The 18,305-nt window shown below is 47.1% G+C and carries 27 protein-coding genes; 20 read left to right on the top strand and 7 right to left on the bottom strand.

The window, feature by feature from the left end:
• The first annotated feature begins 11 nt into the window (after nucleotides 1-11).
• Genes KD909_RS12935 through KD909_RS12925 form a run of 3 tightly spaced genes read left to right on the top strand, consistent with a single transcriptional unit; the run spans nucleotide 12 to nucleotide 1,006 of the window.
• On the top strand, nucleotides 12-332 hold the full coding sequence (locus KD909_RS12935; protein WP_211781816.1) for a nucleotide pyrophosphohydrolase: 321 nt from the start codon (nucleotides 12-14) through the stop codon (nucleotides 330-332).
• On the top strand, nucleotides 329-526 hold the full coding sequence (locus KD909_RS12930) for a hypothetical protein (protein WP_211781815.1): 198 nt from the start codon (nucleotides 329-331) through the stop codon (nucleotides 524-526). The genes KD909_RS12935 and KD909_RS12930 overlap by 4 nt, the downstream gene beginning before the upstream one ends.
• A 9-nt stretch (nucleotides 527-535) precedes the next feature.
• Nucleotides 536-1,006, top strand: a complete 471-nt coding sequence (locus tag KD909_RS12925; protein WP_211781814.1) for a hypothetical protein — start codon at nucleotides 536-538, stop codon at nucleotides 1,004-1,006.
• A 166-nt stretch (nucleotides 1,007-1,172) separates the two neighbouring features.
• Here KD909_RS12925 and KD909_RS12920 read toward each other — a convergent pair whose 3' ends face one another.
• Nucleotides 1,173-1,754, bottom strand: a complete 582-nt coding sequence (locus KD909_RS12920; protein ID WP_211781813.1) for a cysteine hydrolase family protein — start codon at nucleotides 1,752-1,754, stop codon at nucleotides 1,173-1,175.
• Between the two features lie 144 nt (nucleotides 1,755-1,898).
• On the opposite strand from KD909_RS12920, the gene KD909_RS12915 reads away from it, so the two are divergent.
• Nucleotides 1,899-2,321 carry an Lrp/AsnC family transcriptional regulator gene (locus KD909_RS12915; RefSeq protein WP_211781812.1) on the top strand — a complete coding sequence of 141 codons (423 nt, stop codon included), beginning with the start codon at nucleotides 1,899-1,901 and terminating at the stop codon, nucleotides 2,319-2,321.
• A gap of 85 nt (nucleotides 2,322-2,406) precedes the next feature.
• Nucleotides 2,407-3,051, top strand: a complete 645-nt coding sequence (locus KD909_RS12910) for a DUF3841 domain-containing protein (RefSeq protein ID WP_211781811.1) — start codon at nucleotides 2,407-2,409, stop codon at nucleotides 3,049-3,051.
• A gap of 25 nt (nucleotides 3,052-3,076) precedes the next feature.
• On the opposite strand, the gene KD909_RS12905 is transcribed toward KD909_RS12910, so the two are convergent.
• A complete protein-coding gene (locus tag KD909_RS12905) occupies nucleotides 3,077-3,301 on the bottom strand; it encodes a hypothetical protein (RefSeq protein ID WP_211781810.1) in 225 nt (74 codons plus the stop codon).
• A 157-nt stretch (nucleotides 3,302-3,458) separates the two neighbouring features.
• Here KD909_RS12905 and KD909_RS12900 point away from each other — a divergent pair, with 157 nt between their 5' ends.
• Together KD909_RS12900 and KD909_RS12895 are read left to right on the top strand one after the other, a co-directional pair.
• A complete protein-coding gene (locus tag KD909_RS12900) occupies nucleotides 3,459-4,202 on the top strand; it encodes a nucleotidyltransferase domain-containing protein (RefSeq protein WP_211781809.1) in 744 nt (247 codons plus the stop codon).
• Nucleotides 4,203-4,565: 363 nt separating this feature from the next.
• Nucleotides 4,566-5,597: a flavin monoamine oxidase family protein gene (locus KD909_RS12895; RefSeq protein ID WP_211781808.1), complete on the top strand. Its 1,032-nt coding sequence runs from the start codon at nucleotides 4,566-4,568 to the stop codon at nucleotides 5,595-5,597.
• 41 nt (nucleotides 5,598-5,638) lie between these two features.
• Here KD909_RS12895 and KD909_RS12890 read toward each other — a convergent pair whose 3' ends face one another.
• Both KD909_RS12890 and KD909_RS12885 read right to left on the bottom strand, forming a co-directional pair.
• On the bottom strand, nucleotides 5,639-6,070 hold the full coding sequence (locus tag KD909_RS12890) for a MarR family winged helix-turn-helix transcriptional regulator (RefSeq protein WP_211781807.1): 432 nt from the start codon (nucleotides 6,068-6,070) through the stop codon (nucleotides 5,639-5,641).
• Nucleotides 6,071-6,089: 19 nt separating this feature from the next.
• On the bottom strand, nucleotides 6,090-7,295 hold the full coding sequence (locus tag KD909_RS12885) for an MFS transporter (RefSeq protein WP_211781806.1): 1,206 nt from the start codon (nucleotides 7,293-7,295) through the stop codon (nucleotides 6,090-6,092).
• Nucleotides 7,296-7,457: 162 nt separating this feature from the next.
• Here KD909_RS12885 and KD909_RS12880 point away from each other — a divergent pair, with 162 nt between their 5' ends.
• The 13 genes from KD909_RS12880 to KD909_RS12820 all read left to right on the top strand — a co-directional run bounded on the left by KD909_RS12880 (nucleotide 7,458) and on the right by KD909_RS12820 (nucleotide 15,070).
• Entirely contained in the window at nucleotides 7,458-7,907 is a 450-nt protein-coding gene (locus KD909_RS12880) for a hypothetical protein (protein WP_211781805.1), read from the top strand.
• 13 nt (nucleotides 7,908-7,920) lie between these two features.
• A complete protein-coding gene (locus tag KD909_RS12875) occupies nucleotides 7,921-8,379 on the top strand; it encodes a hypothetical protein (protein WP_211781804.1) in 459 nt (152 codons plus the stop codon).
• A 9-nt stretch (nucleotides 8,380-8,388) separates the two neighbouring features.
• Complete coding sequence (locus KD909_RS12870) at nucleotides 8,389-8,892, top strand: hypothetical protein (RefSeq protein WP_211781803.1); 504 nt, start codon at nucleotides 8,389-8,391, stop codon at nucleotides 8,890-8,892.
• Nucleotides 8,889-9,374, top strand: coding sequence for a hypothetical protein (locus KD909_RS12865; protein ID WP_211781802.1), 486 nt, complete (start codon nucleotides 8,889-8,891; stop codon nucleotides 9,372-9,374). The genes KD909_RS12870 and KD909_RS12865 overlap by 4 nt, the downstream gene beginning before the upstream one ends.
• Nucleotides 9,349-9,831, top strand: coding sequence for a hypothetical protein (locus tag KD909_RS12860; RefSeq protein WP_211781801.1), 483 nt, complete (start codon nucleotides 9,349-9,351; stop codon nucleotides 9,829-9,831). The genes KD909_RS12865 and KD909_RS12860 overlap by 26 nt, the downstream gene beginning before the upstream one ends.
• A 103-nt stretch (nucleotides 9,832-9,934) precedes the next feature.
• Nucleotides 9,935-10,873 (top strand): DMT family transporter, encoded by a 939-nt coding sequence (locus KD909_RS12855; RefSeq protein WP_249199038.1) that lies wholly within the window; start codon nucleotides 9,935-9,937, stop codon nucleotides 10,871-10,873.
• A gap of 12 nt (nucleotides 10,874-10,885) precedes the next feature.
• Nucleotides 10,886-11,311, top strand: a complete 426-nt coding sequence (locus KD909_RS12850; protein ID WP_211781799.1) for a DMT family transporter — start codon at nucleotides 10,886-10,888, stop codon at nucleotides 11,309-11,311.
• A gap of 11 nt (nucleotides 11,312-11,322) precedes the next feature.
• Complete coding sequence (locus KD909_RS12845) at nucleotides 11,323-11,982, top strand: Crp/Fnr family transcriptional regulator (protein WP_211781798.1); 660 nt, start codon at nucleotides 11,323-11,325, stop codon at nucleotides 11,980-11,982.
• A 12-nt stretch (nucleotides 11,983-11,994) separates the two neighbouring features.
• Nucleotides 11,995-12,468 (top strand): DMT family transporter, encoded by a 474-nt coding sequence (locus KD909_RS12840; RefSeq protein WP_211781797.1) that lies wholly within the window; start codon nucleotides 11,995-11,997, stop codon nucleotides 12,466-12,468.
• Between the two features lie 313 nt (nucleotides 12,469-12,781).
• Entirely contained in the window at nucleotides 12,782-13,240 is a 459-nt protein-coding gene (locus tag KD909_RS12835; RefSeq protein WP_211781796.1) for a hypothetical protein, read from the top strand.
• A gap of 18 nt (nucleotides 13,241-13,258) precedes the next feature.
• On the top strand, nucleotides 13,259-14,053 hold the full coding sequence (locus tag KD909_RS12830) for an SMI1/KNR4 family protein (protein ID WP_211781795.1): 795 nt from the start codon (nucleotides 13,259-13,261) through the stop codon (nucleotides 14,051-14,053).
• Between the two features lie 58 nt (nucleotides 14,054-14,111).
• Nucleotides 14,112-14,594, top strand: coding sequence for a hypothetical protein (locus tag KD909_RS12825; RefSeq protein WP_211781794.1), 483 nt, complete (start codon nucleotides 14,112-14,114; stop codon nucleotides 14,592-14,594).
• Complete coding sequence (locus KD909_RS12820) at nucleotides 14,594-15,070, top strand: hypothetical protein (RefSeq protein WP_211781793.1); 477 nt, start codon at nucleotides 14,594-14,596, stop codon at nucleotides 15,068-15,070. Before KD909_RS12825 ends, KD909_RS12820 begins: the two co-directional genes overlap by 1 nt.
• A 111-nt stretch (nucleotides 15,071-15,181) precedes the next feature.
• On the opposite strand, the gene KD909_RS12815 is transcribed toward KD909_RS12820, so the two are convergent.
• The 3 genes from KD909_RS12815 to KD909_RS12805 all read right to left on the bottom strand — a co-directional run bounded on the left by KD909_RS12815 (nucleotide 15,182) and on the right by KD909_RS12805 (nucleotide 18,254).
• Entirely contained in the window at nucleotides 15,182-15,910 is a 729-nt protein-coding gene (locus KD909_RS12815; protein WP_211781792.1) for an ATP-binding cassette domain-containing protein, read from the bottom strand.
• 9 nt (nucleotides 15,911-15,919) lie between these two features.
• Nucleotides 15,920-16,645 (bottom strand): hypothetical protein, encoded by a 726-nt coding sequence (locus KD909_RS12810; RefSeq protein ID WP_211781791.1) that lies wholly within the window; start codon nucleotides 16,643-16,645, stop codon nucleotides 15,920-15,922.
• A 112-nt stretch (nucleotides 16,646-16,757) separates the two neighbouring features.
• Entirely contained in the window at nucleotides 16,758-18,254 is a 1,497-nt protein-coding gene (locus tag KD909_RS12805) for a phytoene desaturase family protein (RefSeq protein WP_211781790.1), read from the bottom strand.
• Nucleotides 18,255-18,305: the final 51 nt, after the last annotated feature.

Genomic DNA, 18,305 nt, shown 5'->3' with positions numbered 1-18,305 from the left:
ATGTGGAGTATATGAACGAAGTACAACGATTAATGGATAAAGTAATTGAATTTCGAGATGAGCGCGACTGGGCGTTCCATCATAACCCGAAAGACTTGGCGTTATCGTTATCACTTGAGGCGAGTGAGCTCCTTGAGGTATTCCAATGGGTGTCGAGTGAAGAAGCGCTTGAGACGAAGAAGACGGAGATGGAAGAGGAATTGGCAGACGTGTTAATTTATGCGCTGACGTTCGCACATGCTGCTGACATCGATGTGACAAAAGCGATTGAAGACAAGCTTGTGAAAAATGCAGTGAAGTATCCGGTTTTGAGTACAGAGGATTCACGATGAAATCGAATTACCGATTACTATTTTTCATGTATCTTGGAGCAGGTATATTGAACTTGGCTCTCTTTCTTACGATTCCTTTGTTCCACATAGAACGTTCGAACTGGATGAACGTCATGTTCCCGCTGTTGGCGATCATTTGGTTTGCGAATGCGTTTGTACACTGGAAACAGATGAAACGAAAAGTCATGTCGTGAGGTGAGTGGATGAGTGAGACGAAACAGCGCTTCAACCATATGTATGCATCTGCAAAACGCTCGACCCGTCTTGCGATTCAAGTAGGGCTCTTGTTTGTCTTCAGTGGTGCTCTGTTTTACTGGAATGGTTATCAGCGATTAGCCGAAATGACTTGGTTCATCATCTTATTTCCGGTCACGGCGTGTATCAAGCTTGTGTTTCGGACGAATGCTCTTTTGACATTTAACGAAAGCGTGCGATATCGACGGCTCGTCTGGTATGAGTTTGCTCTAGGTTTTGGAATGATTGTACTATTTACACTCTTGAGTATGATGATTTTATTTAGAGAAGGTTACGCTTCGGGATTGCTGTTGGCTTGTAGTCTCGTTTTATTTGGTATCGTTGCATCCACGAGCCTCGACCGCAAATTGAAGCAAATCGATGCGTCTCATGTGACCCATCGATTATACAGTCGGGGGAAAGTTGGTCATTTTGATTGAAAGCACTCGAAATATATTGGAAAAGGAGAATACTATGTACCATTACTTGAACGACATATAACTTTGCATACGTGGACCGCCCTCTGATTTGTCTTATACGACATCGATAAGAATACCTGAGGCGTTCGCTTTATGCGCTTCAGATGACATCAAAGAAGTACAGCCTTCATGAGAAGGGCTGTACTTCTTTTTGTTGAATGAATTGGAGTATTGTTTCCGTCGTTTGAATCGTTGCAAATTCTTCATTTAGACTAGCGAGCGACACATCATGGATGACCGTTGCGGGAATCCATGCCCCACTGATCGATTGACGGTCGAACGTCGCCGTCGCATCAGAGACGACGATTGGGTTGAATCCTAAGTTTCCTGCCATCCGTGCGGTCGTCTCGACACAATGGTTCGTGATTAATCCGGTGATGACCATCTGTGTCGCACCAAGTGATTCAAGTCGTTCCTGTAGGTCCGTTCCGATGAAGGCGCTATTCACCTGTTTCGTTAGGATGACATCTTGTTCACGAGGTTGAATGAAGTCTTGGAACAAATAACCGTCTTTTTTGAAATAGAAGAGTGAGGTTGGGACGTTCGTGACATGTTGGACATAGATGATCGGTTGATCATGATTTTCCCATGCTTCAATCAACCGTGCGATATTCTCTTCACATTGTGGATTGTTGCGGTTGCCCCAGCTTGGATCGTGAAAGGCTTGTTGGACATCGATTATGAGTAATGGAACGACTGTTGTTTGCATGTTGATTCCCCCTTGAATTGGTTACTTCAAGTGTATGCAACGGAGGAATACAGATACATAGAGGTTTGACGGAAGTTTCAGCGAATGACTTAAGAAAGAACGGATTATGTACCGTTTCACTTTATTTTGAAAGGTGAATGCCAAATGGATGAAATAGACCGTCATATTCTTGAATTGATGCAACAACAAGCCCGAATCTCGATGACCGAATTAGGACGACAGATTGGATTGTCTACGCCTGCTGCGACCGAACGGGTAAAGCGACTTGAAGAACGCGGAGTCATCATTGGCTATCGGGCCGTCATTAACCCCGAAAAGATGGACAAACACGTGACCGCCTTTATTCTTTATGACACCCATCGTTGTGAGGCGTTCCGTGAATTTTGTTGTCAACAGCCGTCCGTGATCGAATGTCATCGCTTAGCCGGGCAGTATAGTTACCTCGTCAAAGTTGTAACGGAAAACGTGCGCACATTAGAGACGTTCATCGACGAATCGATGGAATACGGTCGTCCCTCATCTTTGATTAATCTATCTTCACCCGTATCATTAAGACCCATCATATAATATGACCAGGTAATTTTTTATCGTAGTTCTTTTGCTGAAATCTTTTAAAATAGCAGACGAGTAACGATGAAAGGATTGAAAGGCATTGGGAATTTATTATACATACCAGCATGAAGCTGCGTGGCATCAGGCTTTGGAAAAGGGATATCTTGAGGCAAGTGGAGAACATGCACTATTCATGGATCCTGATTTTGAGGATTTTAAAATGTCTTACGATTGGATGGTTGAACAATACGAGAAGCGTATCGGTATCTCATTGAATGGGAACTATCCGATCTGGTGTTGGGACGAGTTTCCCGATTTAGGAAGTGACGGGCATATTGATCAAGGTGCAAAAGGGGTTGTCTTAACAGTTGAGATTCCAGATGAAGCAATCTTAGCATCAGAATTTCAATATTGGCATATCGTCTTAGGTAATGGATATATTTTTGAAAACTATGACGACGAGTATGATGACTTTGAGGATTCATATTTTTCGACTGAAGTTGTTCGGAAATCATGGGAGCGCATTTTTGATCGTGCGTGGTGTGAGTCGATTGTAACGAATCAATCTTCAGTAGGTTTGACATATCAGTATGTCACTCATCGTGTCGATTTCACACAAGTTCGAGCTGTCATGCCATTCGTCGGTCGCGGTGACAAATGGTTTGACCGAGTGAGAGGGATGGGATGGCGAATCGGGCATAAGCTCGGACTCATTCGGTCTAAACCGTTTGAATGGAAAGTGTGATCAGACGAAACGCAGCTAACTTAAGTCAGCTGCGTTTTGCGTTTGAATCTAATTGTTGTTCGATGTGGTCGAGACGTTCGATCAATACTTGTATCTGTTTCGAGCGTTCACGTTCCATAAAAAGTTGCTCGTCTGCTCGTTTCTCAGAACGTGCCACGACATTGCGAATCCACAAAATACCGATGATTAGTACAGCGATTGGCAAGACGGTTAAAATGAGTCCGAATAATAAGACCATGATGAAGTTCATATACACATACCTCCTTTTCTGCGTCTTCATTATACTTCCAAATATAACCTGTTTGAAAGGGGGAACCGTGGCATTTCAAATCCGACATGCATAAACTAAAAAAAGGAGTTCGATACATCATGACGTTTACTACATTTCAACGAGTCGGTACGTATCTATGAAACGGCCGACCCGACTTGGTACGGACGAGGCGGGGTACGTCATCAACCAAACGTCCATCCGTCATGTGCAGCCTGAGTTTGAAACTGTCCTTTTTAAAGCAATCGAATTGGTGAAAGAAGCATTCGATGAACAGCTACACAGCATATACCTTTATGGAAGTATCGGGCGCGGGACGGCTGTTGCTGGACAATCGGATCTCGATTTGACGGTACTCGTGTATGAGGATGTCGATGCGACGGAATTGGTGGAACAGACAGAGCAATTGCTAACGGAACATCCGGAAGTCATCAAAGTCGATTATGATATCGGGCGTCTGGATATGGCACTGGATCCGGCGAACCGTTTTGAATGGGGCTTTTGGTTACGACATCTCTGTACGTGTGTGGACGGGGAAGATGTCTCAACTCGATTCCCACACATGAAGCCGGATGATCGTGTGAGTGAGGCGTTGAACCAGGACTTGGTTTCTTCGATTGAAGCAGCCAAGTCGAAATTGTTTCGTGGACAGATGTCACATCTGGAGAAGCGCTCCATCGTGAAGCGCGTCATCCGAGGTTGGTATTTAACAATCAACGTAAAAGATGAGAGTTTTGCGACGACTGTAGAAGCGTGCTTGGCGATTCTACAACTCTATTTCCCGGAAGATCAGCGAGTAGCGCAAGGAGAAGCACTGTTGAGACAAGATGACATCACAAATCAACAGCTTCTAGACTATTTGAATGAAATCGATTGGATTTAATGATGCCGTTCCTCAATTGGGATGTAACCATTTGGCCGTCTTCGTTTCACATCCGTGTCAAAGAAAAAATGTGGTACATATAGAGCGCTTGTTACGTAAAGGACGATCACAGACTCGACTAAAATCGACCATTGAATGATGTCGAATAAAAATAGAGACCAGAGGGGGTATGAGACAAGACACATCGCCCAAGTCATCCCATTCTCTGTCCGAATAAATCGGTACAGGATGCGCATCAATACGATATAAGGGAATAAGAGATAATAGAACATATTTTTCAATTGATGTCGTCCTTTCTAGAACAGATACAATCATCTAACTCAGTATAATCGAGGAGAGACGGACGACAAAGGAGAATTTACAATGAAATCAATCGCCATCATTGGAGCTGGTGTCAGCGGGCTTTATGCTGCGACCCAACTTCATCAAAATGGATATGACGTCATCATCTTTGAGGCACGTGATCGAGTTGGTGGTCGTATTTTGACGAAGGACGGCTATGACCTCGGACCGACATGGTATTGGCCGGATACGGAGAAGACCATCTCTGAACTCGTGGATACAATCGGACTCGAGTCATTTGTTCAACATACGACAGGACACATGGTGCTCGAACGTCAAACGACGATCGCACCGGAACGACATGTGTTACCGGAAGAAAGCATCGTCTTATCCAAGCGTCTAGTCGGTGGGATGACGAGTTTGGTGGAAGCTCTGCATGCGAAGTTGCCCGATGACATCGTTCGGCTTGGGCATCGCCTCACGTCCATTGACCGACAGTCGGACCGAGTCCAACTGACGTTTCAAAATGGTTCGGTGCATCACACGGATGACGTGATCCTTGCGATTCCACCTCGTCTCGTTGCGGAAGTGGCAATTGAACCGGCATTGTCAGCGCAAACGCGAAAAGCGCTCAAAACGACTCCCACATGGATGGCTTCTCAGGCGAAAGTGCTCATCGTATACGAGACACCGTTCTGGCGAGAAGAAGGTCTGTCTGGCTTTGGGATGAGCTGGGTCGGTCCACTTCAAGAGATTCATGACGCTTCTCTGAAAGATGGACCAGGTGCGCTGTTCGGATTTTTCCGTCTGTCACCGGGAGAACGGGAAGCGTTAGGAGAAGGACAAGTAAAGACGCGCGTCATCGAACAACTGGAGAAGCTGTATGGTCCGAAAGCGAATGACTTCTTGCGATTTCATTATATGGACTGGTCGACAGAATCAGAGACAGCGACATCTGACGACTTCCTGCCGCTCACGGCATTCCCGGCTTACGGTCCGATTGAGCTCGGAGACCGTCTCCATTTGATTGGTTCGGAGACGGATGCGCAGTTCGGGGGACATATCGAAGGGGCATTGCGGTCGGCGAATCGAATCGTACAAGGGTTGGTATAACGAAAAAGACAAATCGTCCGACTAGCGGCGATTTGTCTTTTTTATTTGAATTTCTGAATCATCAACGCGAGCGAGCGGTTGATCATCTTCATCTCGTCATCCTCGAGGACGGAGAACATCTCTTCAGCGAGGCGTTCTTCAATCGCATCGATTTGTTTCGAGTACGCCAGGCCGTTCGGGCCAAGTCGGATGAAGCTTTCTCGAAGGTTCTCAGGATTCTTTTCCCGCGCGACGAAGTCACGTTGTTCGAGCACTTTGAGCACCTGACTGACGGCACTTTTGGAGATGGACATCTTCGTCGCAATCTCTGTCGTCGTCCACGTCTTTTGGCGTTTAAAGAGAAGTAGCATCTGTTCTTGTTGATAGCTCAACTCGAATTCGTTCAGTTCCGTGAAATATTTCGTGAACAGCAAGTCGAGCTCATCTATTTGGCGATACATCGTGAGGACTTGTTGCTTTCGTGTTTCATTCAACGTGTCATTCATCCTTTCTTTACGGTGTCTGTCGGAACGTTTCGCTCCGGAGGTATAAGAGGACACCACAAACTAATCCGATTATACCAAACGCCAGCAAGAGCGTTTGAATTGGTACGGACAAGGCGACGAGTACCGATAAAATGGCGAACGCAATCGGTTCAAGGCCTGAGGCGGCGAGCGACATGATGCTCATGACACGACCAATTTTGTCAGAATCGCTTTGTTCCTGCATGATGGTGACGGTCGGCAAGTAGACGAGCATAATCATAAATCCGCTCATAGAAGCCGCGACCGCGAGAAGCGGAATCGATTGGACTTGCGTGTAGAGGAAGAAGGCGCCGAGTGTCAGGAACAGGGCGCGGAAGACGAAGCGTCCACGATGAACCGACCGTAACAATAGAATCAGGAAGCTTGCGACAAATGTCCCGACAGCGAGCCCGCCTTCGATGATACTCAAATCAAATGCTGTCCCTCCGATCGCACCAACGAGAATCGGGATACTCATGATGAGTGGTCCCATGACGAACAAGTTGACGATGGCAATGGCGAACGTCCCACTACGTAACACAGGTGTCTGCGATACGTAACGAATGCCCTCTTTCAAATCAAGGAGTACATCTTTCGCTGAGAGTGGAGCGACCTCGGGAATATTGTCTTGAATCAGACGTGGCATGATCAAAATCGCGGAGAGGAAAATCAATGCAGCCGACGTGCCGAAACTGAGACCGAAACTTCCCCACGTCAGTAGGATTCCTGCAAGGAACGGACCGATGACGAACATCAACTCGAGCGACCCTTGGAAAAGGGAATTTGCCCGTTGCAATTGTTGACCTGATACGATTGAAGGCATAAGTGATGACAGTGCCGGGTAAGACATGCCATCTAAAAGACCAAACAATACGGAGATGATCAAGAGGGCTGTCACCGAATACGCATCAGCAAAATGGAGCGCAACGACAATTAACATCAACACGCCTTGTCCGATATTTGTTAAGCATAACAAGCGACTCTTTTGGAATCGGTCGGCGAACACACCGCCGAATACCATCATGACCACACGCGGCAACGAGACCGCAGTCAAGATAATCCCGAGAAGTGTTGGTTGCTTCAACACATCGATCGTCAACCAAGAGACGCTCAAGAAGAAAATCGAAAACCCGAGCGTGAGCGTCATTCCAGATAACCAGATAAACATAAATCGGGAATTGTTCAATAAACCCATGTTAATAACCTCTTACTTTCATTCTTCAAAATATAGTTAAGTTAACTAAACTATAAGACGAGAAGTTCATATCGTCAAGAAACATGACTTTGGTACGAAAATGTAAAATAACGGAACTTTTCTCATGCTCATCCCGTATAGTGGAATAAGAGGTGAATCAAGATGAATAAGCAAGAACGATTACATATGATTAAACAATCAAATCGAAAGCGACTTTTGCAACGACTTTTTCTAGCAATTCCAGCTGCTCTCGCGGTCTACTTTTTAATACGAACGGACGGGAATATTTGGGTTGGGTTCGCCATTATCGGCGGAGTGTTACTTGCGACTCGTTACTTCCTTTCGCATGAAGCAGAGGCGATCAGTCGATTGTCGGAGCAAGATCAGGTGAAACGTGTCGTGACATTGCAGTATCATCTGGACTTCCTCTTTATCGCATTGCTAGGACTCGTCAATCCGCTAGCCATTCGAATCATGGAATGGTCTTGGATTCCAGCGGTTCTTATCGGTGGGACATTGCTTTATATCTTATGGTCTCAAGAGAAGCTCGATCAACAAATCCGCTGGCTCGATCCGGAGCAACCGACACGTCGCGAGATTCGACGATTCTGAAAGGATGAATGAGATGAACAAACAAGAACGGATTAATACGATTTATCGTTATCAACAGCGTTGGCTCTTTTGGAGAATGGGACTGGCAGGTCTGACTGGGATGTTTGTCTTTCTTGCGCTGCAGTCTGACGGTGCGTCAAAGTATATCATTCCATTAGGGGTCACATTGGCAGGCATGTTGTTCGCAATCGGACGAGAACGTCGCTTCGTCAGAAAGTTGACCAGTGTGGAACAAGCCAAGCGCATCATCGATTGGCAATATGTATCGGAAATGGGACTCCTCGTCTTGTTGGCGATTCTCTTCCCATTCATCGTCCTGATTAATTGGCCGGCATGGTCGCTTTTCGTTGTCTTCTTAGGCGGGGTCATCTTATTGCAAGTCGCACAGAAAATGCTCGACCGACAGATGCCGCAGTATGACGAAGAACAGCCGATGCGCCGCGAAATCAAACTCGACTTCGTGAAAGACTGAGGTGATACCGTGGACAAAGCAGAGCGATTTCAACAGATTGAACAGTTTGAGAAACGATATACTCGTCTCAACATCATCGTGAGCGTAATCATGCTAGGCGTATCCATCTATTTTCTTTCGACATGGAGTCCATATAGCATTCTTGTACCCGGTGTCGTGCTTCTTTATACGACATGGCTTGAATGGAGGAAGATGATATTACAGCAATCCTTCAACGAATCGACACGCTATCATCGTCTATTGCGTATCGATTTTTCTGTCATGTTGATGAGTTTGATCTGGTTCATGATTTTGATTGGGTTGCATTTCAACGGAATCGATATCTTACCGTGGATGAGTTGGACGCTCCTGATCGGCGGACCGTGTCTCATATTGATTCCACGTTGGATTGACCGGAAACAATCCGCGCTTGATGAGCACCACGTCACATCGGGCGAGTGGACCCGGGCAAACCGGGAACATTTGAAACATACGTTAGATGATATTTCAAGGAAAGGTCGTAAGCAGTCATGACAAAGAAAGAACGGATTCAAGTAATCGGAGGATATCGGCAGTCACGACAAACCCTCCACCTTTGGCTCACGGGAGCCCTCATTTTTTGTAACAGTTTTGTGCTCGGTTTTGACACGTGGTGGATATGGGGAATCGGTTCGGTCCTCACGGCTGTCCTACTCATAAGGCTGACGATCAAAGAAGGACGTGTCTTACAGATTTTCACGGTGGGTCGAGGCATCTTGCTGACAAAACGTTTGTATCGCCTCTATTCTTACTGGATTGGAGCGGTCACAGCAGCGGTTCTCTTCAGTCGTCTGCAAATTGCACCTGTCGCATGGATCATCTTCGGTCTAGGCATCGTCATATTAGCATGGACGCACTATCAGACCGTCCAACAATTGCGACAAGCCGACCCGGAGCAACCAACACGAGATGAGGTGACAAAGCATTACCGCTCGTATGAAAGGAGTACATATGCTGACGAAAGAAAAGCGAATTGAACAATTGCTGGAGCAGGATGACAGTCATTGGCGTTGGGGGTGGGGCGTCGCCATCGCGACGGTCGTGATGACGCTCGTGATTGCCACACAGTCCAAACTCTACGCTCCACTCCTCGTCTTCATCAGTTTTTTTCCGTATCTCTGTTTCGAGTGGCGGAAGACAAAACTGCTCCTGACCTTTAACGAGGATACGCGTTATCAACGGTTGGTGTATACAGACTTTGGCATCCAGTGGCTCTGCTTCGTATTGACCATCTGCTTATTGGCTGCCTATTATGCCGACTCGTTGTCTCCTGTCGTCGCCATTGCCGGGTTGTTCGGAATCGGTGTGATGTCGATTCTGGCACCCTACGTCATCAATCGAAACTTACACTCGCTCGATGCGCATCATGTACGAGGGAAAGAATTGCGTGAAGCACGCGATCAACGCTTCCATGAGTCCAAAACGAACACCTGAGAAGGGTTCGTTTTTTGTTTGAGGACATCGGTCCTTTTCTTCTTCAGTACGGAGGCGTAAGCTGACAATGTACACAGAACTAGTAGAATCGAGGAAGACATTCATGTTAGCTATTTTGATTGGATTGACGATTGGGATTTTATTGCCGATGCAGACGAGTGTCAACTCACGTTTGCGTCAGGTGGTCGGCTCACCGTTCGTTGCATCTTTTTTATCGTTTACTGTCGGGACGATCTTTTTGTCTTTATTGCTCTTATTGACCGGACAGTCATTCGGATTTGACGGCTCGGTGATTCAGGAAGGTCCGGGTTGGATGTGGATTGGCGGACTGTTAGGGGTCTTGTTCTTAACGGGAAATATTTTGCTGTTCCCAAGACTCGGGAGTGTCCAGACGGTTATCATGCCGATTTTTGGACAGATTTTGATGGGGTTGTTGATTGACCATTTCGGTTGGTTCAATTCTGTAGAACATCCAATTACGGCGCTTCGTTTGTTCGGAGTCGTGCTCGTCTTGTTCGGAGTCATCGGAACGGTCGCCTTATCCGATTGGCTCAACCGCCGAAGAGGCAAACTGGTCGTCTCCATGGAAACGGACACTAGGAATCTGAACCTGTGGCGACTGTTCGGGATTTTCACTGGGATGATGAGTGCCACGCAAACGGCCATTAACGGCTATTTGGGAACAGTGCTCGAATCGGCTCTGAAAGGGGCATTGGTCTCTTTCGTTGTCGGAACCTTGGCGCTCTTACTCATTTTACTCGTCTCACGCCAACCGGTTCCGCTCGGTCAACTGAAAGGTCAACCGTGGTGGATTTGGCTCGGTGGGATCATCGGGGCGCTCTTCATCGGAGGAAACGTCCTCATCGTACCGATTGTCGGGACAGGGATCGCTGTCATCATCGTCATCGTCGGACTGTTATGCGGTAGCTTGCTCATCGACCGCTTCGGTTGGTTCGGCGCGAAGAAAAATCCGGTCACCGGGGTACAACTCGTCAGTCTGGTTGTCATGGTGATTGGAATTGTATTGATTCGTTTATCTTAAGGGGGGAGAACGATGCGAGGAGTGCTGTTCGCCATGAGTGGGGGATTCTTTCTCACGTTGCAAAGTGTCGCTAACGCCCGAATCAGTTCACAGATTGGGACGTGGCAAGCAGCGACGTTGACACAATTCACTGGATTCGTCGTCGCGCTCCTCGTCATGCTGGTGCTCCGCGACCGCACTTATATCGAGATGCGTCACGTGAACCCGCTCTATTTATCTGGCGGAGCGTTCGCGGCAATCATCTTGTTCAGTAATATGACGGCCGTCCACGAGCTCGGGGTCACGCTCACGATTTCCTTGTTTCTCATCGCACAGTTGGCGCTCGCACTCGTCATCGACTGGCGCGGCTGGTTCGGAATGGTGCGACGGAAGTTGAACGGGATGCAGTTGTTCGGGGTGTTCATGATGATCGCAGGAGTCATTTTATTAAAATGGTAGGGGGAACGTACATGGTCGAGGCGTATGTGAAGCAGTTCAAATTAGACATTTTGCCTGTCGCTGCGCAACAAGAATTGAAGCTTGTCCGATACGAGCCGGGAGACATCATCTGTACGCAAGGCGATGAAGCGGAGCATCTCCGTTTCTTAGTAAAAGGGAAGATTCGCGTCTCCCATACTTCCGCTACCGGCAAACGTCTCGTCCTTTCCTTCAAATATCCTCTCGATTTGATTGGGGACATCGAATATATTCAACGGACCCCGTTTTTGAATACGGTCGAGGCCGTCACGGAAGTCGAAATGCTTGTCATTCGGTTCGAGGATTTGGTTCGTCATGCCCACCACGATGTTGCGTGGTTACACTATTTATTAGAAGAGATCACACGAAAATTTGAACGGAAATCACAATCACTCAGCTTCAATTTGTTCTATCCCGTGGAAGTGCGCTTGGCGAGTTATCTGTTATCGATGACGCCGAATGACCAAACACTCGGCTCGACGGTCGACCAATTGACGGATGTCGCTGATTTGATTGGGACGAGTTATCGCCATGTGAACCGGACGCTCAAGCGTTTCGTCGAGGCAGGATTGATTGAACGAAATCGGCGGGTAATCACGCTCGTCGATCGGGAAGGCTTGTTAGAGATTGTCGGGGAGAGCATTTATGAATAGGAGGGGAGGATCATGGCGATTGGGATGATGCTTGCTGTCATCGGCGGGATGCTCGTCTGTGTGCAAAACACGTTTAACGCCAACGTCAAGAAGCGTGTCGGGGCATGGGCGACGACGACACTCGTTCTTGGCCTCGGATTTTTGGCATCGCTACTCATCGGTCTGTTTCAGGAAGGTGGCGCCTTGTTCCGAGTAGAAGAGATGGAGACGTGGTTCTGGTTCAGTGGAATCCTCGGCGTCGGGGTCGTCATGAGTGTGACACAAGGGGTCGAGCGGCTCGGACCGAGTTACGCCCTCTCGATTGTCATGGTGTCTCAAATCTTGTTCGCGCTCCTCTGGGATACGTTAGGATGGTTCGGCTTGACGGTCGTCCCGTTCACATGGAAAACGGTCGTCGGGATTGTCTTGATTGTCGGTGGGGTGCTCGTGTTTCAGTTGAGTGGGAAGGTAAAGCCAACTCGCGCGTCGGTGAACCGAGCGAGTTAAACGTTAAAAAAGTTCCACGTTTTGAACGAATCCTTTTTTAGAAAGACGCGTATAAATTAGAAGAATAGAATGAAAGGGGTAATCTTATGCAACAAGTAATGGACATGGGATGGACAATTCTAAACTTAGGGTTGTTGACGATGATTGGAATCTTTTTATTCCGACTCCTTCGCAGGCATTCAAATTAATCAGCATCTGACAATCGTCAGATGCTTTTTCCTTTTTAATGGGAAAACCTCGAAAGTTTGCTTATAAATTGTTAAGATATAGATATCGATAAATTGGATGTTTTTTACTGTTGGAGGTGTGTAAGGTGTTACGTGAAGAACGAATGGAATACTTGTACGACAAAGCATGGACTAAAAAGGGTCCGCTACTAGTGATCATCATCGGTGTAGTGACGGCGCTTTGGCTATTGTTCAATGATTCCAGAATGAGCCTATCCCTGTTCATCTTTTGTGCGGCGATGCTCATGCCGCTTCTGGTAGCGACATGGCATAAAATCCAGTTGTTTTTACAGTTCAATGACTCATCCACGTACCAGCGCTTCATCTATTTAAAAGGCATGATTCAGTTTATCCTCTTGATTGGTGTCATATCGACGATGGCGCTCTATGCACTGAAGTACATATCGCTTGATACGTTAAGCCTTGGCTGTGCGATGCTGATTGCGGGTTGCCTCATTCTCGAGTCATGGGTCGACTGGAAGATTTTAAAGATTGATGACGAGCACGTGGTCGAGAGTTTGTTGGGACTCGTGAATCGAAAATAAAAAGGGGTGTAGCGTTGAGTGATTGTCTGGAGAGATGAAATTGACCATACGAATACATTGCCGGATCTGACAGAAGAAATTGTGAGAGAAGTTGAATCACAACTTGGCGTGAAATTACCGGAAAGTTATATTCAATTGCTTCGAACTCAAAATGGAGGATTCATCGAGCAACGTGAATTATCCGTGATCCTAAACGGGCTAAACGATACGATTGTGATTGATTCCATTATGGGCATGAGTTTACGAGAAGGACTAGTTGAATCAAAAAACCTTTTGAAAGAGTGGGGCGTTGAGGATGAACGTCTGATTGCATTCACGGGCGATGGACACTATTTCCTCATGTTCGATTATCGCGATGGGGTGATTCCTAAGATTGCTTTATTAGATACGACGGCTGAAAAAATCGATGTGCTATTCGATTCGTTTGATCAATTCAATGAAGCGCTAAGCGTCATCGAGACGGATTCATTCGTAGGAATAAATGAAGGAGAGACGCTGTCAGATTATGCACAGAATCTACTTTACAGTGAGGTGACGAGTGAAAAAACATTTGGTGCGAATATTTGGTTAAATTCACTAGATGTTCTCGATGTTAAAGAATTGGTCGTGGAGCTTCTCACATGGATGGATGACGATACATTGCGAGAGACCGCAATTTCTACGATTCAAAGCACCATCATTTCACGTCGTTTGCGCCAGAAAGAGTTGATTGAGGCATTTTTCAGTTCGTTATTGAAACGTGATGATGCATACAGTAAGCAGTGCTATGAAGAGACGACATACATCCTAGAGAATGGGATTGAGCCGGATTGAAACTTAATCTTGGAACGATTCGTAAATATGATTAACGAAAACACACGAGGGGGATTCGATGGTAGACCATGAAGTTAGATTAGAACAGATGTTGAAAGATGATAAGAAACGAAAGAAACAATTGACCCTTCCATTGGTTGGGGCCATCGTCTTGACCTTCTTCTATATATGGACGACGAACGTCTTCTTGTTGTATGCTATGATTTTTTTCGGACAATTTCCTGCCTTATATAAATCATGGCACCGCAAGAAGTTATTACTGTCATTTAACGAAGACAAACGGTATCAACAACTCGTGCGATCTGAATTTTTATTGGGTCTTACCTCGCCATTACTTGTTCTCATACTGATTACCAGTGCGGAGCTTGAGTGGATTTCATTGTTCACGTTCGTTATCATTGCATTTATTGGAATCATGGTTCTGTTGATTCTCAGTTTTCCAATCGACCGCAAGCTAAAAGAAATCGACCCGTTACACGTGACGGGTGTCGAACTCGGTCATGTCCAGTTGCAACGGAAAAAACGAAAAAGTGAAGCGTGATGAATAAACAAGAACGCCTCCCCAAAATGGTGGAACAGGATTTCGACGCACGAGGAATCAGCGCAATATTTGGCATCATCGGTCTGTTTCTCTTTCTCGTTGTTTCGGTCATAAACGGGATCACGGTGACGACGGTTGCCTTGTCTTTCCTCGTGGCCCAACTGCCGATGCTCTATCAAGCGTGGCGACGGATGAAGATGTTACGTACATTTAACGAAGACGAGGAATACCAACGCCTCGTTCGTCGGGAATTTCTCATCATCGTCGCCATGTTTGTGTCACTTGGTGTATTCACCTTCCTCACGTGGATCGTATTGGATTCGATGCAAGAACTACTCGGTGTCGTATTGATTGGCATCATTCCGCTTCTCATCTTGTACGTGCCGATGGACCGTAAATTACGTGAAGCGGACCCGGAGCATGTGACCAATCGGGAGTTACAACAAGCACATCGTAAACAGAAACTCAGCCCCTGACAGAGCGTCAGAGGCTGAGTTTTTTTTATGAGAACATGGAGATGAGAAAACCGCAGACGACCATGCCGATTGTATAGAATGTGAACCGGTGTCGTTCCCAAAACGAGTCATTCATCGTGTCACCGCCACATCATCAAGTGGTGTGTCGACCATCCGAACGAACGCTTCATCCGGGTCGGTCGTTCCAGATTCTTTGAGCCAGTCCTGGAAGTCCCCTTCATACAAAATACGTCCGCCGTGCAGGAAGATGACGTGGGCATCAAGTTGAGCCAAGTCATGCAACTGATGCGTCGAGATGAGGCATGTCTTGCCCTCGTCGACGAGGCGTTGTAGGCGGCGCATGATTTGAATGCGGGACGCCGGGTCGACCCCACTCGTCGGCTCATCAAATAAATAGAGGGAACGTTTGATTGAAGATAAGAGCGTCACGAAGAGCCATTTCTTCTCCCCGACCGACATCTTTCCGAGCTTCATCGTCCATAAATGTTCGAATAGTTCTTGTTCTCGAGACGTCGAAAGGTTGTTCACATAAGACTCGAGTTTCTTGAAGTCTGGACGCTGCGACAGACGTCCGATGAAGTAGGCGAAGTCTTTGCCCGTCAACTCATGATGGTTATACATGAGTTGCGTCAAATAGAGCATGTCCGTCGTCGGAACGAGGTCGAGTGACGCTTTGTCAACAGGAAGGGTACCCGTCATACAATCAAACAGGGTCGTCTTCCCGGCACCGTTTTGTCCGATCAACACGTTCAGCTTATTCGGTTGTAACGTGAATGATACGTCATCGAGCACGGGACGCGTCGCTTTCGGATAGCGATAAGTGAGTTGGTTTACGTGCATAAGAACCTCCTAGCGTGTCATGAGTGAGACGAGACTGAAGCGTTTCAACGCAATCGCGCCGATGATGAAATACCCAAGTACAGAGAGGCCTGTCGCCCATACTCCGAACGAAAGGTCGACTTGAGTCGTCAGATGCAACAACCCGAGCGCGAATTCGTGAAGCGCGTAGAACGGGTTGAGGAAGCTGAACCATTGATCAGGTGACTTGATTGCCAGTAAAAAGAGTGGGAACATCAGTATGTTCGCGAACGTCCCGAGACTCGATACTTTCACTGGAAGTGCCGTGATGGCGACACTGGCAACCGCAAACGGGATACTGCCAATCAATACGAGTAGAGACGTTGCAATCAACTTGAACGAGAAGAACCCGTGAACGAGCGTGACGACCGTCGTGAATAAAAGCAGGCTGATGGAAGCGAACAACAGCTGTGCCAAGATGACGGCGATGACGTATGTCAGTTTGTTCCCGGAGATCATCACGTACGTCTTCATCAGTCCGTATTCACGCATACGGGCGAGTTCTACACCGACACCGTTCACATATGTAGCAAGAATAATATACACCCAGAAATAAGAGAGCCCTGGGTAGTATTCCGCTGTCGTTGCTTGGCGAATATCTGAAAATGACTGCGTCAAGGCGATTATGAGTGGGATTACGAATGTCCAAATGAATGGAACTTTATCCGTGACGACAACTTTGGCATACATAAAGAAATAACTTGTGATTTGATGCATCCTGTTCCTCCGTTTGTCTATTTGATTGTTTGTATCGTAGCTCAATATACGGAAGGTTATTGGAAAAAGTTTCAAAAAATAATCCCTCATTGAACATGAGGGATAAAAAGAATCACTTCACTTTGTCACGTTTCGCAATCTTGTCGCTCACTTGCTGACCGCTGAGCGTCACCATCGGCATGCCACCGCCCGGATTGACGGTTCCGCCGACGAAGTAGAGGTTGTGATAGAGTTCGCTCTGCTTCTTATGTTTGAAGCCACCGTTCCGATTCTTGTCGGCGACCGTTCCATAAATGGCACCTCGGTCCGATCCGTACGTCCGCTCGATATCGTGCGGCGTCCACACGTCGCGTGTCACGGTATGTTCACGCAGACCATCGAGCCCCATCCGTTCCAATTTGTCGAGTACACGCTCTTCAAAGGCGGCATATTCTTCTTCCGTGAACGGTTCATCTTGAATATACGGGATGTGTGGCAAGATTTTGATGTTCTCGTGTCCTGGTGGCGCTTGGGTCGGGTCGGTCTTGTTGACGTTGACGAGATAGATTGTCGGGTCGTCCGGAAGTTCGTGTTTCTCAAAAATTTTATCCATCTGTTCATGTAGGTTCTCAGAGAAGAAGAAGTTATGATGTGCCAGTTGTGGATAGGCTTTTTTCACCCCGAGATGGAGGACGAATCCGGAACTTGCCGGTTCGTATTTATCGACGAGTTTGTCGACGTACTGTTCGTCCGCGTCGACCATCTTCTGATAGAACGGAATGACTTCCATGTTCGAGACGAAATAATCAGCAGAACGGAGACGTCCGTCTTCGAGCTCGATGGCGGTCACTTTCTCATTCACCGTATGGGCACGAACCACGCCTTCGCCGGTATGTAGCTTTACACCGATCTCTTCGGCGAGCTTCGTCAAGCCTTCCGCAAGCTTATGGGTCCCACCTTCGACGTACCAACAGCCTTGGGCGTACTGCATGTAAATCATCATATTGAGGACGGCCGGTGCGTTATACGGAGACGACCCGACATATTTGACGTAATACGACAGCATGTCCCGAAGGTGCGGATTACTGATCCGTTTCTTGATGGCGCTATACATCGTCGACGTCAAATCGAATCCGAATAGGGTCGGGAAAATGCCCGTTTTCATGACGGCTTCTAATGGGGATTCAAACCCTTCGGCCAAGTATCCCTTCTCGGTCGTCTTATAGATGCGCGCTGCGTAATTCAACAGTTCACGATATTCCTGCATATCTTTTCGAGAGAGGGAAGGGTTTGCTCGCTGCATCTGTTCGAGGTCATGGTAAAGGTCGAGGATGGTATCGTCCGGGAAGAACGAGCGCCATTCGAGCTCAAGCCGCTTGATGGACACATAGTCTTCCATGCGTTTCCCACTTCCACGGAACAGTTTGTCGAAGATGTGAGGCATCGTTAAAATCGAGGGTCCGAGGTCGAAACCGAATCCGTCTTGTTCGAGACGATTCACTTTCCCGCCAATGTGATCGTTCTTTTCGTAGAGTGAGACGTCGTAACCTTTTTGAGCGAGTGAGATGGCCGCTGACAAGCCGCCGAGCCCTCCGCCGATGACGATGACCGACTTTTCCACTGATGGCATATATTCGCCGCCTTTCCGAAGTGTTATTTTCAAAAAACAGAATGAGTGCTA

This window comes from Exiguobacterium sp. PFWT01 (genome assembly GCF_018255795.1).
GTDB lineage: Bacteria > Bacillota > Bacilli > Exiguobacteriales > Exiguobacteriaceae > Exiguobacterium.
The sequence above is the reverse complement of the archived record's forward strand: the minus strand, read 5'-3'. Positions and strand labels throughout refer to the sequence as shown.